Source organism: Burkholderia humptydooensis (genome assembly GCF_001513745.1).
Lineage (GTDB): Bacteria > Pseudomonadota > Gammaproteobacteria > Burkholderiales > Burkholderiaceae > Burkholderia > Burkholderia humptydooensis.
Map to the genome: position 1 here is coordinate 2,124,153 of NZ_CP013382.1, position 19,575 is coordinate 2,143,727.

The window sequence follows — 19,575 nt, forward strand, 5'->3', positions numbered from 1 at the left end:
ATCGCCAACTGCATCGGGATACTCGGAAAATCATGCCAGCCTATCAGGAGTGCGACGACTGAATCAAAAAATGTGCAACAGCGACTAGGCTACTTGCGGGAAGTGCAGAAGTACGACGGGATCGACATTTTTCATTGTGCATTCCCGATGGATGTCTATCGTAGGGATCCGCTCGACGCTCCCTTCTACCCTCGCTGCCCCAGATATCCACGAACTACCACGGCGCGCCAAAAATACTCTCCATACATCAGCGCGCTCAACCGTCCCGCATTGTCATTCGTCTTAAAAGCGAAACAGCAGAAGGGATCGTAGACAATTCTTTCTCGATCTTCAAGACAAATTGCGCTTCATAAAAAGTGCACGATCCGACGCATTGTTTTTGAAAGCGAAACCATATTCCAACCCCGCCCAAAGTCCACTCCGCCCATCACTGCCTGAATCAGACACTCATTTTCTTACATTAATTACAATTTAATTGCCTACCTAATAATTCGACATGCACCACAACCACTTAATAATTTCCATATCATCAACTATGCTTGGAATTGCATTTCAGGACGCCTCAGGTATCTCCTATGCATCAGTTGAGCCGCAGGAGACGATCGATCCCCCCAACAATTTCTGACTTGTCAAATAGCGTGATGCGGTATCGATACTCGAAAATCATGGCCGTGCCGTTCCCCTACGGCCCAGCATTCGCACCAGCCACAGAAATTTCTATGTTCCGTCCCTATGAGCCCTCATCTTAGATCGATACACACCGCCCCAGGTCGCAGCATGACACCGTCTCCCCTGGCGGTAGCCATCGGGCTAGCTATCGCCAGCCTCTCCTCCCCCGTCGCGGCGCTCACGACCGTGGACGGCACTACGCTGACGATCGATGCATCGACGCCCATTGACAGCTATCGGGTCGTCAATGGCGGCACGTTGAATGCCACCAACGCGCGGACAACCGGCATCACGGCCATTTCCTCCACCGTCAACCTGACAGGATCGTCGGTCAGCAACAGTGCCGGACGTGGGCTGATGCTGAGCGCGAATCTCGACCCCAACCAGCCAGCGTCAGCCACGCTCATTGGCAGTGCCATTAGCGGCACCACGGCCGGCGCGTCGGCCGGCGCGTTTACTACGCTGGTGGTATCGAATAGCCAGCTCGCCGGCACCGCCAGCAACAGCCAAGGCCTGACACTGTTTGCCGGTTCCGCCACCGTCCAGGACAACAGCCATGTCGTCGGGGGCGCGAACGGCGTCCGTTTCTCGACGGACGCAGCGCCCGCCGGTGGACCGGTTTATACCAATGGCACGCTGGTGGTCGATCATGCCATCGTCGAAGGGCAGACCGGCAGTGCAATCCTCGTGAATGGCACCGCGCTCGAGGGGGCAAACGCCAGCATCACCATTCAGAATCAATCCACGTTGCTGAGCGGCAACGGCACCTTGCTGGAAGTCGCGAACAACAGCACCGCCGCGTTCACCGTGGATAACAGCAGCCTTACGGGTGACGTCCAGGTGGGCCAAGGCAGCAGCGCGCACGTCAACCTGCAAAACCACGCGACGCTGACCGGTCAGCTGAACAACGTGGGGCAACTCGCGGTGAACTCCGGGGCCGTGTGGAACATGGTCGGTCCTGCGTCGGTCGCCAACATCGCACTGGCCGACGGCACCATCAACCTGAGCCCGGACGGTGCGGCATTTCATCGTCTGGATATCGGGAATCTCTCGGGCAACGGCACTTTCGGCATGCGTGTCGATCTGGCCCAGTTGCAAGGCGACTTCCTCAACGTATCGGGCAACGCGTCGGGCCAACACGGGCTCGCGATCCGCAACACCGGCGTCGAGCCAGTCAAGGGAGCCGATCCGCTGCATGTCGTGCAGATCGCTGGCGGCGATGCGAAGTTCGAGGCGATCGGCAATAACGGCATGGTCGACGCCGGCACTTTCAAGTACGTGCTTGAACAGCAAGGCAACGGCTGGTATCTGGTGCAGGCGCACGACGACGAAGGCAACCCGATCGTGACACCGTCCACGCAAGCCGTGCTCGGCCTGTTCAATACGGCACCGACGATTTGGTACGGCGAAGACGCGTCACTACGTAGCCGGATGGGCGAACTGCGCTTCAATCAGTCTGCCAGCGGAGCATGGGTGCGATCATATGGAACGCGAGTGAACGTCGACGGCCGCGCCGGTCAACCGTATCGGCACACCCAGTACGGTTTCACTGCCGGAGCGGACAAATCCATTCCCGTCGCGACCGGCAAACTGTTCGTCGGTGCCCTTGGCGGTTACAGCCGCAACGATCTTGATTTCGGCTCGGCGACGACCGGTTCGATCGACAGCTTCTACGCCGGCGGCTATGCGACCTGGCTCGGCAACAACGGCTACTATGTCGACGGCGTGATCAAGGGCAACATGTTCCGCAACGACGCCAAGGTACGGATGAGCGATGGCAGCGCAGCCAACGGATCGTACACCAATTTCGGTTTGGGGGCGTCGGTCGAATTCGGCCGCCAGATCGGCTTGGCGAACGGCTGGTTTATCGAGCCGTCCGCCCGGGTATCGGCATTCGTGTCGAGCGGCGCCACCACGAGACTCGACAACGGGCTGGAAGCGGCGGGGAGCCCCAACAAATCGTTCCAGACGCGCATCGGGGCAGCGCTGGGCCGCAACCTCGAGTTGGCCAATGGCAGCACCCTGCAGCCGTATGTGAAAGTCGGCCTGGTGCAAGAGTTCGCGCGCGGCAACGACGTCAACGTCAACGGCAACCGTTTTGACAGCGATCTGGCCGGCACTCGGGTGGAACTCGGCGCGGGCGTCGCCGCGCGAGTGACCAAGACTTTGCAGCTTCACGGCGACGTCTTGTATGCGAAGGGCGCCAAGCTCACGCAACCTTGGGGTGTTAATCTCGGCTTGCGATATCTGTTTTGATCGCGGAACTCGGGCTCGTCAAGCTTGCTCAACCTAGCGAGCCCTCTGCCACAAATCGGCTATCGATTCCGTGCGACTTTCGCAACGAGACCAATCTGGTGTCGACGACGTAAAATGCGAAAATACGCCCACTGTGATCGCATGTGCCCCGCCCGTCAGAAGCAGCGTCCCGTTTCGCACGAGCGGGATCGCCGAGAGCTTCGTGAAGACGATGAAGCGTGATTCATGCCGAAGCCTGACGCAGCGACGGCTACCAGGAACCCGGCCATTGCGTTCGAGCATTACAACGAGAAGCATCTCCATAGCGCACTGAAATACCGCTCGCCTCGCGAGTATCGACGTCCGTTCCCATACTGCTCGCAATCTCTTGTGGACATGCATAATTGGTATTGGCAATAGCGCGATCAACTAAGTCTGGGTTATGTCCAATCCTTTGTCCCATTCTCTAGGACAATTCTGGCGTTATCAGCGCGCGCTGATGTACGGCGGGGGCGCGCTGGTCACCTTCGCCATCACGGCAGCACTCATTATCCACGTCGTATACACAATTCAGCACTATGTCGCGCGTGAGCGTCAGGATCTTGCGGTCGAACTCAGGCGCATCGCGGACGAAACGGCGCAAACCGAAGCAAGTTTGCGAAATCACGCACTGTACGCCGACATCGCGTGGGATCGTGGGTCTCCAGTTGCCGAAGGACTCGTCCGTCAATTCCGTGCACAAGGCGACTCCTTGGTGCTTCCCGGGCAAACACCGCTCCTGATCGTCGGTGCCAAAGCCGGCACGGCACCCTCCGAGCGCATAACGAAGTTCATCGGACTCGCCACGCAGATGGCCCCGCTGTTGTCTGTAATCACTCAGCGACGTGGTGCCCCGCTAGCAGCGTACGCCGTCGCATCGGATGCGTCGCTTGCAATCATTTCACCTGCGGCATGGCCCAACACTACGCAATTGACCAAGCTCCTGGATGACCGCGCGATGCTGTTCCGGTACTTGACGGCACAACTGCCTCTCCCAAGCTCGCTACATCCGAATGGACCATCGGCGACTCAATGGGGGCGGCCAGTGACATGGCTCGGCCCCGTTCTCGATCCTTTTGTCGGTGAGCCCATGATTCGCGTGGTAACTGCCACCGGTGACGACAAACGCACCCCGCTTTTTTTTGGTTCATCGCGGATTACCGGGGAACGCGGCGCGGATCTTGAGAAAGAAGTATTCCTCGTCGCGGTACCCGTAAGCCCGACGCTTGATGACCTTGATGGTGTTGTTGATGCCTTCGACGATGCTGGTATTAAGCGGATGTCGGCAGCGGGCCACGATTCCGTGCCAGTAACCCTGCAGGCGCTGCGCAAACAGTTGCAGCGCGGCAATTCCGCTTTGCCGGGCTTGCTCGATCCATTGTTCCCAGGCCTTTTCCGCCCAGGCAGGCTTGCGGTAGAACCAGAGCCGCTTGAGTTCGTCACGTAGCACGTAGACGCACAACAATGGCTGATTGGCGGCCAGCAGTTCCTTCAGATGCACGGACTGCTCGGGCTTCAGGTTGTGGCGGTTGCGCAGCAGCAACCAGCGGCTGGACTTCAGGACCTTCCGGGCCGGCCGGTCATGGCGCAACTGATTGGCCTGATCGACCCGTACCCGATCGATCACCTCACGCCCGTACTTGGCCACGACGTGGAACAGGTCGTAGACGACCTCAGCCTGCGGACACTGCGCTTTGATCTCCAACTCGTAGGCCGTGGTCATGTCGATGGCCACTGCTTCGATGCGCTCGGCAACACCCGGTGGAAGCTGTTCGAAGAAGGCTCTGGCCGTCTCGCGCGAGCGTCCCGCTCCAATCCAGAGCACTTGCCGACCAATCGGATCGACCACCACCGTGGCGTAGCGATGACCTTTATGGAGCGCGAACTCGTCCATCGCCAGATAGCGGATCGTCGACCAGTCAGGATCAGCCACACGCGCTCGCAAGCGCATCTTGTCGATCGATTTGACCGTGTGCCAGCCCAAATCGTAGAAGGCGGCGACCGCCTGCACGCTGGCCGCCTGCAGCAGTTTCTCGCAGGCCTTGGCAAATCGCTCCGTCACTCGCTGGTAACGGCCCAGCCACGCCAGTTTCTCCAGTCGCGGACCGCCGCAGCGTTCGCACCAGACTCGGCGGCGGGGGACGTGCAGTACCACCCGGTACTCGAACAGTGGCAGATCGCGCACCCGGCGAACCGTCGTCTCATGAATCTGCTGGCAGCGTGCACCGCACTGTTCGCAGTACATGACCTTGCTGACCGGCTTCAAATACAGCGACAGCGTACGGCCTTCTCCTTCCGGCCATTCCACCCCCTCTAACCGATAGCCGGTCCAGCAACCCAGTGCTTGAAGTGCCTTGCGATCGAGCAATTCTGCCTCCTGACCTCCTTAAAGTCAGGCGTCAGGTTACGCAATCGCCATCAAACCCTCCACGGTTTCCTGCGATGAACCTTTTTTTTGTAGTCGGCGAAGTTCCCGTTCACCTCGTTGCTGCGTCATTACCCCGGGAACGTTTCGGTGGCATGTTTGCAGTTGTGTCGAAAGATGGGACGGTGATCACAACTGCGGCTCCACAACAGACTGATCCTGGGACCGTTGCCCGCACCATGTCGGTATATCGTCATTGGCGACGGGACGATAACGGTGCATTCCGATGGATGCTCGGCCAGTTGATCATCCGAGAGCGCTTTGGCGTGACCGACTGGGATCTGCTTTACATTGTGCAGTGGCGCACGATGCTTGCAGAGCTCGACGCACCGCTCGCGACGACGTCGCTTGTGAGCGTGGGTATCATTGTGATGATCTGGACGTTTCTGTTGCTATTCGACCATCGGATCTTTCGGCCCATGCTCACACGCTCGGTACGCGTCTTTGAAAGCGAACACCTGAGCCGCACGCTAATCGAAACCGCACCGGTCGGTCTCGCGCTCATCGATTTGCACTCCGCCACCCCTCTGATACGAAGTCTGGCAATGACCGACCTGGAGTCGGCGGTCGACGCACCGACTCCTGATCTCGCTAAAATGCTCGTCGCCCGCTACGTGAGAAGGCAAAAAAAGCGGCCCATAGTGGGCAGGCTTGCCCGAAATCGAGTCATCCACGATACGCTTACGCTCGCCCGGCGTGACGGCCGCGATACGATCGCCGCACTACGATTGACGCAGGCGCGGTATCAAGGTAAGGACGTGTTGGTCGTCGCGCTCACCGACGTGACGGCCGAGCGCGAACTGCAGCGCAAGATGCTCGAGGCCCGACGAGCTGCGGAATCTGCCAACGCGGCAAAATCAGCGTTCCTCGCCGCAACGAGCCACGAAATCCGCACCCCGCTCCACGGCATACTCGGCAATCTTGAGCTACTTGGCCGTACCCCCTTGAGTATCGATCAATTGGATCGGCTCAACCTCGTCCGGCAGACCGGGAAACACCTCGTCGCGCTGATCAACGATATTCTTGATTTTACCAGGATCGAGTCGGGCGAAATGTGGTACGAACGTATCCCATTTGACGTCTTCGATGTTGCGGAGCGCAGCTTGATGCTGGCAGCCCCCAGCGCACTGGAAAAGTCGCTCGCCTTGTTGTGCGAACTTCGGATAACCAACGCGCGGATGCTGATCGGCGATCCGAATCGGATCGAACAAATCCTCCGGAATTTGCTTTCGAACGCCATCAAATTCACGCACACCGGGAAGATTACACTGACCCTCGAGGTCGTTCATGCTGAGCCAGAATCGCAAGATCTCGTGCTTTCCGTAACGGATACTGGAATTGGCATCTCACCGGAACAACAAGCGCACGTATTCGAGGCGTTCCGGCAGGCGGACGAGACGATTGCACGTCGATACGGCGGGACCGGATTGGGACTTTCATTATGCAAACGGTTTGCCGAGGGGATGCACGGTACGTTGACGCTCCGCAGCACTCCGGATATCGGCAGCCGCTTCACCGTGCGGATTCCGCTATCCAGCGCGCCTGCCGACGCGATTCTCGATCGGGCCAACTCGTTTCGCGGGTGGTCCGTCATATTCGTCGCAACACCAAGCGAATGGCATCGTCACATCTTGCCCCAGCTTGCCGAGTGGGGGCTTGTCGCAACGACCTTCCACCGGCTCGCTGAGGTTTCGGACGACGCGCTAGCGAACGCAGACGCGGTCATCGTCTACGGCGATCGAGCCGATTGGTCCGCCGACGATGAGACCCGCCTCCTTGAGCAAGCGTCCAACGTAATTGTCGCGTTCCCGGCTGGAGCGGCACGCCCGATCCGCACCGGGCGTCTGGTCTCGCTATCGTGCTACAGCGTAGACGGCCTTTATGAGGCCCTTTGCCTCATCGCTACAGCGCCCTCAGTGCCTGATGGTTGCAACTTCGGCCACGCGCATGAGCCCGCTGACAGACGACCTCCTCTTGATCTTTCGGTGCTCGTGGCAGAGGACAACGCCGCGAATGGCCACTTGATCGATGAACAATTGCGGGCCATCGGTTGCCGCGTCCGCGTCACCGGGAACGGTGCAGAGGCGCTGGCGCTTCTGGCTCACGACAGCTTCGATATCCTGCTAACCGACCTGAGCATGCCGATCATGGACGGCCACCATCTTGCACGGGAAGCTCGTCGTCGCAACGCTTTGATCCCTATCATCGCGATCTCTGCCCACGTTTCTCAAGACGAACATGCTCACGCACGGGATGCGAGCATCGCCCATACCTTGATCAAACCGGTGTCGATCGAAAATCTGTACGAGGCGTTGCAAATCTACGTCCCGTCAGGACGCATGGATGCCACGCCAACTCTGGTCAGCCAAGAGTCGCAACCAACGCGCTCGCCTGAGCTTCACGAGATCTTTGCGGCATCCGTCCGGCGAGATCTGACGGCATTACGTACATCTTGTTCCGCCAACGATCGAACGGCGTTTTGCTCGAGCTTACACTCGCTCAAGGGGTGCCTGGGTGCATATGGCTGGACGCAATTGGCGCTCCGCGGCCAGGACATCGAGCGCAAACTAGACGAATGGCAATACCTGGTTGAGAAAGATGATTTTGAGGCGTGGCTACAAGACGTCGAAGCTCTCATTTCGACGCCTCCCCCGCGGTGACAGCGGCCTTGTCCGTCAAAGACGTCAAAGATGTGCAAGCGTTGCCACAAATAAATAGCTTCGACACCAAATAAATTCGCTCGCTACCGTTTGCCTGTCCGAAGCAAACATGAACGGGACACCCTAAGGTCGGCAATAGCGGAGTAGGATGTTCTTAGTCGCTAAACGGCGGACACGTGTAGGTCTCGTATAAATGAAGCCAGTCAACATCGTAATTGCTGATGATCACCCCGCCGTGATCAGGGGAATGCGAGCCGATCTCGATGCGCTACAGATGATCAATGCCGTCGGAGAGGTTAGCAATTCGACAGAATTGGTCGCCCTTTTGGAGCGCCAACCGTGCGATATCTTGATCACGGACTATGCGATGCCGGGTGGAAAATTCGGCGACGGCTTGTCGCTGCTGGATTTCCTGCGCCGCCGATATCCCGACCTCGTCATTATCGTTTATACCGCGATCGACAATGCTGCCCTCCGCGCGGCCATACTGCAGTGCGGCATTTATGCGATATTCAATAAGGTCGAACCGCCAACGAAAGTAATTCATGCCATTCGCGACGTGTGCACCCACCTAGCGGCACATCACGCGCCCCACGCCAGAGCGACCTCGTTGGGCAAGATCACAGAACGCAGCATTCCGAATGCGCTGCCGAAACTTACGCGCCTGGAAGCAGAAGTCGTGCGATTGTATGTCTCTGGGTTGTCGATCAAAGAGATCGCCGAACAACGGAATCGAACCAAACAGACCATCAGCTTCCAAAAGGAAAGCGCCAAGCGTAAACTGAATATCAAGCGCGACATCGACCTAATACGATACATGAGCGAGACTGGATTCGTGATCCTAAGTGATTCTGCAAGCTCGACCGAGTGTCGATGGCGATCTAAAAGCGCGGAAATCTGACGACGAGACCGAGCGACGACAATTCGCCCTGCGAAAAGCACGGAATTGATGCTGCGCGCGTTTCCGGGAGCCCGGAGGGCGAGCGGATACGCGCGCAGCGCGCGCTCCGAATACTGGGGCGGGATGTGATAGAACGGCGAAACACCGAGGAAACAGCAGGTGCGACGCCGCTCCGACCGGCAAGTTAGCTCGGCGCCGCACCTCCACTGGACCCGTAGACCCGCCCTTCGGCGTGGTCGGGGGACTCGTGTGGCCCAAGTATCGCACCGCCCACGCGTCGCGTCGACTTCGTTCGACTCCCTTTCTTCGGCGTTTCCCGGGAACCGCCGATGTCCGAGGCCACTGGCCGCCTTTACCTTTGTGCGCGTTGTCGCGCTCAGGTTGTTATCTGCAAACCCTGCGATCGCGGGCAGCGCTTTTGCACGCGCGAGTGCGCTCGAGCGACGCGTCGCGAGCAGATGCTCGAGGCCGGTCGACATTACCAGGACAGTCGGCGTGGTCGCTTGGCTCACGCGCTTCGGCAGGCCCGCTACCGGGAGCGTCGACAAAAAGTGACGCATCACGGTTCACTCGCTCCGTCCGCGAATGATGTACTGCAGTCGTCCTCGAATGATGTCGCCGTCGTGGTGGGAAACGTCGTCGAAGTTGCGGCGACATCTTGCGCTTTCCAGTGTGCGCGCTGCGGTCGGTTATTGCCACCGTTCGTGCGGCGCGACTTCATCCGGCGCCGAGGACGTGATGTTCGTTCCCTCGGCTACGGAGATACTTCGTGACGATCTCAACTGATCTGGTGGCGCAGATCCTGCGCCTGTATCACGTGGAAAAGTGGCGCTGCAACACCATTGCGCGGCAGTTGCACGTGCATCACACCACGGTGTCGCGCGTGCTGGCTCAGGTCGGGCTGCCGCTGCATGGAAAACCGCCCCGCAGCACCTTGATCGATCCGTATCTGCCGTTCGTGCGGCAGACGCTGGAGAAATTCCCCTCGCTCACGGCCAGCCGCCTGTACGAGATGGTGCGCGAGCGTGGCTATCGCGGCTCGCCGCATCACTTCCGACATCTCGTATCGTTGCATCGACCGCGACGACCAACGGAGGCTTACCTGCGTCTGCGCACGTTGCCTGGTGAACAGGCACAGGTCGACTGGGGCCACTTCGGCTACATCGAGATCGGCCGTGCGCGCCGACCGTTGATGGCGTTCGTGATGGTGCTGTCGTACTCGCGCGACATCTATCTGAGGTTCTTCCTTGATGCCCGGATGGAAAACTTCTTGCGCGGACACATCGGCGCGTTCAACACGTGGTGCGGCCTTCCGAAGGTCTTGCTGTACGACAATCTGAAGTCGGCCGTGCTCGAACGTCAGGGCGATGCAATCCGATTCCATCCGACGCTGCTTGCGTTCGCCGGCCACTATCGGTTCGAGCCGCGTCCGGTGGCGCCGGCCCGAGGAAACGAGAAGGGGCGCGTGGAACGCGCGATTCGCCATATCCGTGAAGCCTTCTTTGCAGCACGCACGTTCACCGATCTCGCTGACCTGAACGCGCAGGCCGAACGTTGGTGCCGCGGCCAGGCCGCCGATCGGCCGTGCCCCGAGGATCGCGAGATGACGGTACGCGAGGCGCTGGCTCGCGAGCAGCCGTTCCTGCTGCCATTGCCCGACAACCCGTACTCCGTCGAAGAACAACTCGCCGTCACGGTCGGCAAGACGCCGTACGCGCGCTTCGATCTGAACGACTACTCGATTCCTCATCGGTACGTTCGCCGCACGCTGACGATCCGCGCCGATCTCGATCAGGTTCGCGTGTTCGACGGCGCCGAGATGATCGCCAGTCACCGGCGCAGCTACGATCGCGGTGCGCAAATTGAAGACCCGACACACATTAAAACACTGCAGTCGTTCAAGCGTGCCGCCCGTCAGCACCGGGGTGTTGACGGGCTGACCAAGGCCGTACCGATATGCCAAACGCTGCTCGTGCGGGCTGCCGAGCGCGGCGCGAACATCGGCGCAATCACCACCGCGCTGCTGCGCCTGCTCGACCGGTACGGCGCAGCCGAAGTCCGAGACGCCGTCGAAGAAGCCCTGCGCACGGGTTCCCCACACTCGAACACGGTACGCCTCGTGCTCGAACGGCGGCGGATCGCGCGTGGAGCGCCGCCACCCGTCGAAATCAATCTGCCCGAGCACGTGCGGAACAAGGACAGTCCCGTCCAGCCACACCGCCTCGACACTTACGACCAACTGAGCTCTGGAAACCGCGATGACGACACCGATACCGAACCCCGTCCCGAATCCTGCTGACCTGCTGTACGCGCGCGTTAAGGCGCTACGCCTGAATGGCCTCGCCGAGCACTGGAACGAAGCTGTCGGCGCCCCATGGGTCGAATCCCTGGTGCGCTGGGAGGAAGCCGAACGGACCAACCGCTCGCTGCAGCGGCGTATCCGCAGCTCCAAACTCGGCAAGTTCAAGGCGATCGCCGACTTCGATTGGGAGTGGCCCAAACGCATCGATCGGATGGCTGTCGAGGAGCTCATGTCGCTTGGCTTCCTCGAGAACGCCACCAACATCGTGTTCACCGGACCCAATGGCGTGGGCAAATCGACGCTCGCTCTGAACGTGGCGCATCAGGCGCTGATTGCCGGCAGCCGGGTCATGTTCTGCTCGGCCGGCGCGATGCTTGGCGAGCTGGCCGCACTCGACAGCGATTCCGCGCTGCGCCGCCGACTGCACTACTATACGTCGCCGGACGTTCTGTTGATCGACGAGGTCGGCTACCTGTCCTACTCGAATCGCCATGCCGACTTGCTGTTCGAGATCGTGAGCCGTCGCTACGAAAAACGCTCGACCATCGTGACGACCAACAAGCCGTTCAAGGAATGGTCGGATGTGTTCCCGAACGCGGCCTGCGTGGTCTCGCTGATCGACCGTCTCGTGCATCGATCGGAAGTGATCTCGATCGAAGGCGAATCCTACCGCCTCAAGGAAGCTCAGGAGAACAGCGAAGCGCGAGCGCAGCGGCGCGGCACGAAGAAATCCTCCCGTCCGGACAGCGAGCCATGAAACCCTTACTGCCTTCGGGTCGCCGGCGCGGTCTGTCGTTCCTGCTGCCCGACGACTGGACGCCCGAGCAGGCGCTCGCGGCCTATGAGTTGCTCGACGACCTGCTCGCCGTGATCGGCGACTTCTACGGCATCCAGTTGCACGAGCAGCTTCGTCAGCAACGCACGTCGGCGCCGATCCCCGTCACCGACGATCCACTCGATCCGTTCTGATCCTTCCATCACCACGATCAACAAGGGGCCTTGCAGGCCCCTTGTTTGTTGATCGATTCGCTCAACCTTCCGTCGTCATTTACCCGCGCTTTTAGATCGCCATCGACACCGAGCCACCTCCAATCGACCCGTGATAGCCAGCGACTTATATCCGATTTACTTTACCCTCCGAAAAACCGATGAAATCAGAAGTCGAATTTTCTCGATGAGGGGGTTCTACGAAATGAATAGATCAAGATTCACGGACAGCCAGATCATGGGCGCGCCGAAGCGCGTGGAGTCAGGGCTAGCGCTTCCAGACCTGCGCTGGGGACTGGGCATCAGAAGCATCCAAAATGATTAGTTGTCCACTACAGATAGGTCAGCACCTCGCGACGGCCGTCCGCAACGCGACGCCCGCGTGAGGCATGATCGGGAATCGGGCTACCCGGATCTCACTGGCTGGCAATCATGCAGGCGATGATTCGTGAACCTCGTAGATGTACCGTCTCGCGTGGTCCCAACATGCAGCTTCACGGATCTTGCCGCTCTCGTACAGCTCGTTAAAGCCGCCGTAGGCGTCGGCCTGCAGGATGCCCGCGAATCCGGCGAGATGGGTCTGGGGATGGATGCCTTTACGGTCGGGCGAGTAGGCAAACCACACCGCAGCCGGTTCCGTCGAGCCCGAACGGCTGTCGTCGCGCATGTACACCCAGAGCCGTCCGGTTTTCGTCTTCTTGTTGCCCGGCGCGAGCACCGGGATCGGCGTGTCGTCCGTGTGCAGCTTGGACGGTGCCATCGTGTAGCGGCGCAACGCCTCGGTCAGCGCCTCGCACTGGCCGACCCAGCGGCCCATGCTGGCCGGATCGAGCTTCACGCCGTCGCGCGCGGCAATCTGCGACTGCCGGTACAACGGCGTGTGGTCCGCGTACTTCGAGACGAGGATATCGGCCAGCAGGCTCGGATGGGCGATGCTGCGCGTGATCGGCAAGCCCAGCATCGGCGACTGCGAGACATGGTGCCCGCACGGACAGACTGTCTTGCGCCGGATCGTGCGAATCACCTTGAACACCGCCGCGACCCGGGCGAGTTGCTCGGACACGTCTTCTCCGAGTGGCTGCATGGCGCTGCCGCACTTTGGGCAGGTCGCATCAGCGTCCAGCACACGTTCTTCGCGTGACAGATGCGGCGGCAGCGCCTCTTTCGGCGACGCGTCGCTGACCGGCGTGCGCGCGCTCGATTGGCGGGCGCGTCGCACATCAGCGACGCCACGCCCACCCGTCACATCATCGAGCTGCGTCTCGAGTCGCGCAGCCTCTCGATCCAACTGTTCGGACTTGCGTCCGAATTGCATGCGCTTGAGCTTGTCGATTTGCACCTTGAGGTGCTCAATCTCAAGGTCGCGTTCGGCAAGTTGCGCACGGGCCTCGCTCAGCAAGGCCCGCAGCGTTTCAACATCATCAGGAAGTTCCGCGCCGTTCGACATGTGGCGCAGTTTACGAGCCTTCCTCGCGGGTTACAACATCGACAGTTGTGCCGCCATCAGATGGACCTTGCCGCCGTCGGCCCGTGGCCAGACGAAGCGGCCACGCTCAAGCCGCTTCGCGAGAAGCCAGAGCCCGTCCTCGCTCGCCCACAGAACCTTCACGAGATCGCCGCGACGACCGCGGAAGATGAACACGTTGCCGCCCAGCGGATTCTCGTCGAGCGCCGTCTGCACCTTCGCCGCCAGCCCCTGGAACCCGCAGCGCATGTCGGTGACGCCCGCCACCAGCCAGACGCGTGTACCCGTGGGCAGAGAGATCACGATCGCAAGCTCCCCAGTACGGTCCGCAGCGTCTCGGCGTCAACAACGCCGTCGACCTTGACGACTACGCCGCCGATCCGAATCTCGATCGTCCCGGTTCGCGGAGTCGGATGGCCGACGCCGGGTGCGTCCGGTGGCATCGCTACCCGTGCCGGCGGCGTCTCATGAACCACCGACACCGGAATCAGGGATGTCGTTTCGGCCTGCAATTGCGCGCGATACCGACTATGCCAGGTGAACAGCATGTTTGCGTTGATGTCATTCCCCCGCGCCAGCTTTGCGACCGACACACCGGGCTCACAGGCCGCGGCCGCCAGTCGGCGCCGAAACTCAGGATCATGGTTCGGGCGTCCCTTGCGGCTACCCGGCTTGGCTTCCGCCTCTGTCACCGTGATGTCCATCAATCGTGGACGAAATGTTTGTGTCTGATTGCGCCGCGCCGTGGGCCGGATATACCCCTCGCCGCACTGGCACAGCCATAACGCGCGCTGCGGAACCAGCCGCGCGCGGCTGCCCGACCCGGCTGCGGCCGCAACGCGCGGTCGGTGGGCTTTTCTCTTGTGACCGTGGTGGCAGGCGCTATCGTCTTTCGAGCGCGCACGGGGAGCCGCTGAACGCCGCGGAGGCAGGCGGTATGTGAGACTCCCAAACATTCGCCCAGTGGAGCCACGGCTCTCGGAACGCTCATCCCGGCCGACCTTCGTATAGCCCTGGTCGGCAAATGCGAGTTTCACCGTCTGGCCAGTAGCTTGCTGGACCTGCTGCGCCAGTTGCTGCACCGAGCGCGCTCTTGCTCGTTGGCCGGCGTGATATGTACCACCAACAAATGACCCAACGTGTCGACAGCCATATGCACTTTGCTACCGCGTTTGCGTTTGTAGCCGTCATATCCCGCCCGTGGACCGCTCTCACACGTCGATTGCAACGTCCGCCCATCGAGAATCACCGCGCTGGGCTGGCCCTGATGCCCCGGTGCGACACGAAGGAGCGAGCGCAGGTCGTCGGTCATCGCCTCAAAGCAGCCTGCGTGCAGCCATCGTTGGGTTTGCTGGTACACGGTCTCCCACGGCGGAAAGTTCGTCGGCAACAGTCGCCACGGCGCACCCGCATGGGCCAACCAGCGCAACGCGTTGTAAAGCTCGCGCAACTCGTACTGCCGTTGTGGCGCATCTTCCTTCATCAGCGTTAGATACGGCACAACGAAGCTCCATTCTTCGTCCGTTACATCACTCGGATAGGGCCTGCGTTTTTCCATCCTCCTTCGACAGTTGTGCCGACAAAAAGTGCATAACACGCTCTAAGAGACGGTTTCATAAAGACTGCTGGGCTCGCCGCAGGGTATTCCAGCAGATCAGGCAGCAGCCGAGTTTGAGGAACGCTTCGTGAATGTCGGCGCGACGTTCAAAGCGAATACGTAGACGGCGGAAATGATGCAGCCAAGCATGAGTACGTTCGACGACCCAACGGACTTTTCCAAGGCCACTACCGTGCGGCTGACCGCGCCGCGCAATGCTGGTGGGGATGTTGCGCTCGTGAAGGATGCGTCGGTATTTGTCGTGGTCGTAACCACGGTCGGCGTAGACGCGGGCAGGACGGCTCAGAGGCCGTCCACGCACGCCGCCGATCGGCACAATGGCCTCGATCAGCGGAACCAGTTGGGTGACGTCGTTACGATTGGCGCCGGTCAGGATTGCCGCGATCGGCGTTCCGTTGGCGTCGGTGGCGATGTGGTGCTTCGACCCGGGTCGAGCTCGATCGGTGGGGTTCGGGCCAGTTTTTCGCCCGCCCCAACCGCACGAATCGACGATGAGTCGACGACCACACGGGAGAAGTCGATCTTCTCGGCTGCTCGCAGTTTCGCCAGCAGCACCGCGTGCAGTCAATCCCACACACCGGCTTGCTGCCAATCGCGCAGCCTGCGCCAACAACTTACGCCTGAGCCGCATCCCATTTCGGACGGTAAGTCGCGCCAACGAATGCCCGTCTTCAGCACAAAAAGGATGCCCGTCAAAGCCGCACGGTCCGCTACCGGCTTGCGACCGGGGTACTTGAAGCGGCGCGGCTTTGGCGGAGGTAGCAGTGCTTCGATCAGTGCCCACAGTTCGTCATCAATGATTGGCTTACCCATCTCCTTGGCCCGTCTGTCACGACGGCCAAGGTTAACAGGATGCTGAAAAAGTTAACAGCCCCTTGGACTCTTTTTGAAACCGTCTCTAAGGCGCTCGGCATCGGCCTCGCCGCTGGAATGACGCATTTTTCGCTGCTCGGCGGAGTTGATGGTAGACCAGTTGTGATACCAGTGCCTCCCCGCTCGGGATGCTTTCTTCATCACTCGGAATGCGTAACGGCGTTCGATGCCACTTGGTGTCCAGTACCGGAAGATTATAGTGCCTGTGTTGCTTAGTCTCGAAAGGCATTCTCTTTGTGAAATGATTGATCGAACCCCGATGCGGTCGAAGCGATTCGCGCACTTACGTTCGTAGCGGATAAGCCTTGGCGCCAGATCTGCATACCTATGTGGATTCAACGCTGCCGCGCCTCCAATCCGCCGCGCGTTGATAACGCCGCCCACGCATCCTCACGCATGAAGCGATTCACCGACATTACCGCACCATCACCTCTTACCGTGTGAAACCATCCAACTGGCAAAATGAGCAACTCACCGGGGTGTAATTCACACTCGATCGATTTTGCTCGCCTTGCGAGTGGAAACTTCGTCAGATCTGGCCGGAATGGATCAAATCTCGCAATCTGGAACATATTGAAGCAGGCGCCTGGATATAGATATTCTGCGTCGTCCGGTCTGTATAGGACGAATCTCTTTGAGCCTATTACTTGGCCAATAAATGCATGTAAGAAATCACGATGCAAGCGAGTGCATGCGCGGAAATCCTGGCGCCCCATCCATAATTGCGGCCGCGTAAAACACTTTCGGCTCAGCAACGGGAGCTCGAACATTTCATGCATGGGCCCGGGCAATGCGCACCCACCGCTGTAGACGCCGGACGCGTCGCCATCCAAAGTGGCATCGATCAACGCCCCCAAGGTCGATAGGCCCAGCGTGGCCCCAAGAATATCGGCATCCAGTCCAGCGAGCGGCAGGTGGCCAAACCTTTGCTGAAGTTCGTCGAACGTCGTCCGCCAGCCTGAAGCATTGAGCATCGCCGTTAGAATCACCGGCGTCCCTCCATGCAATATCTGCATCAATTGCCTTGCATCGACGGTCGCCATTCGATGCACCTCGGTCTCGGGCAAAGCCAGATCTGTCACCTGCAAAGTCAGATCGCGCAAGCGGGTCCGGCCGCTATCCACTTCCGGCTGCGCAGCATGAGCGATGAGAGAAACCAAAGCGCGATTCCCAGTCACCTTGACGGCATCCTCCAAGGTTGCGTATGGCTGCTCGATCAGCATACGAAATACTGCAGCGGACATTTCGACCACAGCGTCCGGCGCTTCGCATACGCCATCAAGAAATCTGATGTTTTCTGAAATATCCGCATAAAACTTCCCATCGGTTTCGTCGGACACGATGAATTGCACGATGCCACCCTGATATCCCGGCAAAAAATTTCGACTGATATGTCGACAAAGAATTGACTTGATGTTGCAAAATAATTCCATTTTTTGTTGATTGATTTAACCATATGGAGCGCCGGCCGCGCAGCCTTTCGCAAGATCAGCATGCGCAGCACAAGCGCTTCAAATTCACCCTATGAGAACGATGGTCAATCGGGATGAACATCGACTCAAATCAAAGCTCACTTCGATTCGCGCGCGTTTTCCTCAAGCGCGCGCCTCAGGCTCAACGGACGCATGTCTATCCACGTCTTTTCTATGTAATCGAGACACACCGCTTTCTTGCCACTCACGCCCACTGTTTTCCAGCCGGCCGGCACTTCCTTGTAAACCGGCCAGATCGAATACTGCTCTTCATGATTGACGACGACGTTAAATTCGGTATCTTCATGATCCCAACTCATTTTTCATTCTCCTTGACAAAGCTAATTTGCATATCTTTCATATGCACGATTGTGTCGGCCACATCGAAATAGTCACTGTCATGCGTCACAACGATGACCAGTTTCTTCATCGCCGCCAGTTCGGGCAGGAACCGTCGATAGAACAATTCCCGACGGCTCCTGTCTTGATCCGCAGCCCATTCATCGAAAATACAAACCGGCTTATCGTCGGCCAGCAGATTGACCAGCGCCAGCCGCTTTCGCTGCCCCTGGGAAAGGCGCGGAGCCGATTGCCAGCCGCCCGCCGCAGACAATTTGTCCTCGAGCCCAAGCAGTTGAATCCATTGGCTCAACATCGGGCTTCGTGCCGAAGCGGCCGTCTCAAAGGGCATGACAAAAAAATCGCTATGGATCGCGCTGACGCACCGCCGCAGCATCAAGGCCGAATCCAGGCCGAGCGCGACATCGTTCAGCAGCACAGATCCTTCGCTCGCCGCATAAAGCCCCGATAGCAATTTCGCCAGCGTCGTCTTGCCCGAGCCATTGCCGCCTGTGACGAACACGATTTTTCCGGCGGTCAACTGCAAATCAATCGGGCCGATCGATACGGGCTGCTCGTCCGCGTCGACGGGATAGCGAAAACGCAGGGCCCGCAGCGCGAGGCTCCGGACTGTGGGTTCAGTCACGTCGGCACGCTCGCTCGGCAATCGAGGCTGTTCAAACCGGGCGAGGCGCTCAAGGGCAACTTTACCCGCGACGAGGGTCGGCACCATTTCCATCAACGCCATCATGGGGCCGCGCAACAGCAGCAACACGAGCGCATACGTCGTCAACGTGCTGGCGTTGCCGAGCGACAACTGGTTCGGCAACACAGCCGCCATGGCAAGAAGCATAAAGAAAACGAAGTTGTTCCATTGCACCGTCGCCCCCCAGAGGATGCCGCTCGCCCTCTTGCGCGAAGCAAGCCGCAGACTCAACGGCGCGAACGTCGACTCGATGAAGCGTTGCCGACGACCGGCGCTGAGCCGGAACTCCTTCGCGCCTTCAATGAGCGCGCGATACAGCCCCTGCATCTCGTCCTCGTCGGTCCGCGCTTCGCGAAGCGTTCGGCCAAGGCGCGCGGACGCGTATCGCGCGACGCTCATCCCGACCAGCAGAACCGCGGCCACCCCCACGAAATGAACGGGCGAAAGCAGCAACAGATACCCGAATCCGAATGCCACGAGGCCCGCGCAGACGACGAAAGACGGCAGCGTTCCGAGCGCGGAGGATGCCTTGGCGACGTCCTCCGACAAGATCGCATGCATGTGGGACGCCCCGAGCCGCTCGTGCGTCTCGTACGGCAGATGCATGATGCGCGCCACAACCTGGCTTCGCAGATCATGCATGATCCGCGCGCCGATATGGCTCAGCGTAACCTGCGAACACAGGCCGCCCAGCACGGTCACGACAAGCGCCGCGATGAATACGGGCCACGCGAAATGCTGACCGGCGACGCGATCCGTCAACGCAAAGGCGATCTCGCGAATCGCCACGATGACGGCACACGACGACGCCAGCCCGGCGAACACGCATAGCGCGAGAAACAGCGCCCGTTCACGGCGCAACAACAGAATCCTGACTGGCATGT

Annotated in this window: 13 protein-coding genes and 4 pseudogenes; 7 read left to right on the forward strand and 10 right to left on the reverse strand. The window is 59.8% G+C overall.

Features of this window, described 5'->3' with window-relative positions:
* Positions 1 to 777 precede the first annotated feature (777 nt).
* Both AQ610_RS28305 and AQ610_RS35210 read left to right on the forward strand, forming a co-directional pair.
* Positions 778 to 2,925, forward strand: coding sequence for an autotransporter outer membrane beta-barrel domain-containing protein (locus tag AQ610_RS28305; RefSeq protein WP_231749006.1), 2,148 nt, complete (start codon positions 778 to 780; stop codon positions 2,923 to 2,925).
* A 175-nt stretch (positions 2,926 to 3,100) separates the two neighbouring features.
* A pseudogene (locus tag AQ610_RS35210) lies at positions 3,101 to 3,324 on the forward strand (integrase core domain-containing protein); the annotation flags it as partial.
* A 46-nt stretch (positions 3,325 to 3,370) separates the two neighbouring features.
* On the opposite strand, the gene AQ610_RS37730 reads toward AQ610_RS35210, so the two are convergent.
* Together AQ610_RS37730 and AQ610_RS28310 are read right to left on the reverse strand one after the other, a co-directional pair.
* Positions 3,371 to 3,646 (reverse strand): hypothetical protein, encoded by a 276-nt coding sequence (locus AQ610_RS37730; protein WP_156436743.1) that lies wholly within the window; start codon positions 3,644 to 3,646, stop codon positions 3,371 to 3,373.
* Between the two features lie 444 nt (positions 3,647 to 4,090).
* Positions 4,091 to 5,311 (reverse strand): ISL3 family transposase, encoded by a 1,221-nt coding sequence (locus AQ610_RS28310; protein ID WP_045554815.1) that lies wholly within the window; start codon positions 5,309 to 5,311, stop codon positions 4,091 to 4,093.
* A 74-nt stretch (positions 5,312 to 5,385) separates the two neighbouring features.
* Between AQ610_RS28310 and AQ610_RS28315 the strand changes: the two genes are divergently transcribed.
* The 5 genes from AQ610_RS28315 to AQ610_RS28335 all read left to right on the forward strand — a co-directional run bounded on the left by AQ610_RS28315 (position 5,386) and on the right by AQ610_RS28335 (position 12,200).
* Positions 5,386 to 8,028, forward strand: a complete 2,643-nt coding sequence (locus tag AQ610_RS28315; RefSeq protein WP_144411869.1) for an ATP-binding protein — start codon at positions 5,386 to 5,388, stop codon at positions 8,026 to 8,028.
* Positions 8,029 to 8,221: 193 nt separating this feature from the next.
* Positions 8,222 to 8,929 (forward strand): response regulator, encoded by a 708-nt coding sequence (locus AQ610_RS28320; RefSeq protein ID WP_043283410.1) that lies wholly within the window; start codon positions 8,222 to 8,224, stop codon positions 8,927 to 8,929.
* A 769-nt stretch (positions 8,930 to 9,698) separates the two neighbouring features.
* On the forward strand, positions 9,699 to 11,228 hold the full coding sequence (gene istA, locus AQ610_RS28325; RefSeq protein ID WP_043283420.1) for an IS21 family transposase: 1,530 nt from the start codon (positions 9,699 to 9,701) through the stop codon (positions 11,226 to 11,228).
* Positions 11,188 to 11,988 (forward strand): IS21-like element helper ATPase IstB, encoded by an 801-nt coding sequence (gene istB, locus AQ610_RS28330; RefSeq protein ID WP_043283419.1) that lies wholly within the window; start codon positions 11,188 to 11,190, stop codon positions 11,986 to 11,988. The genes istA and istB overlap by 41 nt, the downstream gene beginning before the upstream one ends.
* Positions 11,985 to 12,200, forward strand: a complete 216-nt coding sequence (locus tag AQ610_RS28335) for a hypothetical protein (RefSeq protein ID WP_006029858.1) — start codon at positions 11,985 to 11,987, stop codon at positions 12,198 to 12,200. Before istB ends, AQ610_RS28335 begins: the two co-directional genes overlap by 4 nt.
* Positions 12,201 to 12,654: 454 nt before the next feature.
* On the opposite strand, the pseudogene tnpC reads toward AQ610_RS28335, so the two are convergent.
* From tnpC to AQ610_RS28370, 8 genes and pseudogenes are all read right to left on the reverse strand, one after another.
* Positions 12,655 to 13,665: pseudogene (gene tnpC / locus AQ610_RS28340) on the reverse strand (IS66 family transposase); the annotation flags it as partial.
* 30 nt (positions 13,666 to 13,695) lie between these two features.
* Positions 13,696 to 13,986 (reverse strand): IS66 family insertion sequence element accessory protein TnpB, encoded by a 291-nt coding sequence (gene tnpB / locus AQ610_RS28345; protein WP_043283433.1) that lies wholly within the window; start codon positions 13,984 to 13,986, stop codon positions 13,696 to 13,698.
* Positions 13,983 to 14,387 carry an IS66-like element accessory protein TnpA gene (gene tnpA, locus AQ610_RS28350; protein WP_009917387.1) on the reverse strand — a complete coding sequence of 135 codons (405 nt, stop codon included), beginning with the start codon at positions 14,385 to 14,387 and terminating at the stop codon, positions 13,983 to 13,985. The genes tnpB and tnpA overlap by 4 nt, the downstream gene beginning before the upstream one ends.
* Before the next feature lie 300 nt (positions 14,388 to 14,687).
* Positions 14,688 to 15,241: pseudogene (locus tag AQ610_RS28355) on the reverse strand (IS5 family transposase); the annotation flags it as partial.
* Between the two features lie 55 nt (positions 15,242 to 15,296).
* Positions 15,297 to 16,114: pseudogene (locus AQ610_RS35215) on the reverse strand (IS5 family transposase).
* Between the two features lie 395 nt (positions 16,115 to 16,509).
* On the reverse strand, positions 16,510 to 17,607 hold the full coding sequence (locus AQ610_RS28360) for a cupin-like domain-containing protein (protein ID WP_043283345.1): 1,098 nt from the start codon (positions 17,605 to 17,607) through the stop codon (positions 16,510 to 16,512).
* A gap of 137 nt (positions 17,608 to 17,744) precedes the next feature.
* On the reverse strand, positions 17,745 to 17,966 hold the full coding sequence (locus AQ610_RS28365; RefSeq protein WP_006029593.1) for an MbtH family protein: 222 nt from the start codon (positions 17,964 to 17,966) through the stop codon (positions 17,745 to 17,747).
* The gene (locus tag AQ610_RS28370) at positions 17,963 to 19,573 is read right to left on the reverse strand and encodes a cyclic peptide export ABC transporter (RefSeq protein ID WP_043283344.1); all 1,611 of its coding nucleotides are present in this window, start codon (positions 19,571 to 19,573) and stop codon (positions 17,963 to 17,965) included. Before AQ610_RS28370 ends, AQ610_RS28365 begins: the two co-directional genes overlap by 4 nt.
* Between the last annotated feature and the right edge of the window lie 2 nt (positions 19,574 to 19,575).

What these genes read in the sequence shown, in the direction of transcription:
- AQ610_RS28365 (WP_006029593.1), bottom strand. Translation starts at nt 17,966, where the DNA reads ATGAGTTGGGATCATGAAGATACCGAATTTAACGTCGTCGTCAATCAT.
- tnpA (WP_009917387.1), bottom strand. Translation starts at nt 14,387, where the DNA reads ATGGACATCACGGTGACAGAGGCGGAAGCCAAGCCGGGTAGCCGCAAG.
- AQ610_RS28305 (WP_231749006.1), top strand. Translation starts at nt 778, where the DNA reads ATGACACCGTCTCCCCTGGCGGTAGCCATCGGGCTAGCTATCGCCAGC.
- AQ610_RS28335 (WP_006029858.1), top strand. Translation starts at nt 11,985, where the DNA reads ATGAAACCCTTACTGCCTTCGGGTCGCCGGCGCGGTCTGTCGTTCCTG.
- AQ610_RS28320 (WP_043283410.1), top strand. Translation starts at nt 8,222, where the DNA reads ATGAAGCCAGTCAACATCGTAATTGCTGATGATCACCCCGCCGTGATC.
- AQ610_RS28360 (WP_043283345.1), bottom strand. Translation starts at nt 17,607, where the DNA reads ATGGAATTATTTTGCAACATCAAGTCAATTCTTTGTCGACATATCAGT.
- AQ610_RS28315 (WP_144411869.1), top strand. Translation starts at nt 5,386, where the DNA reads ATGAACCTTTTTTTTGTAGTCGGCGAAGTTCCCGTTCACCTCGTTGCT.
- AQ610_RS28370 (WP_043283344.1), bottom strand. Translation starts at nt 19,573, where the DNA reads ATGCCAGTCAGGATTCTGTTGTTGCGCCGTGAACGGGCGCTGTTTCTC.
- istB (WP_043283419.1), top strand. Translation starts at nt 11,188, where the DNA reads ATGACGACACCGATACCGAACCCCGTCCCGAATCCTGCTGACCTGCTG.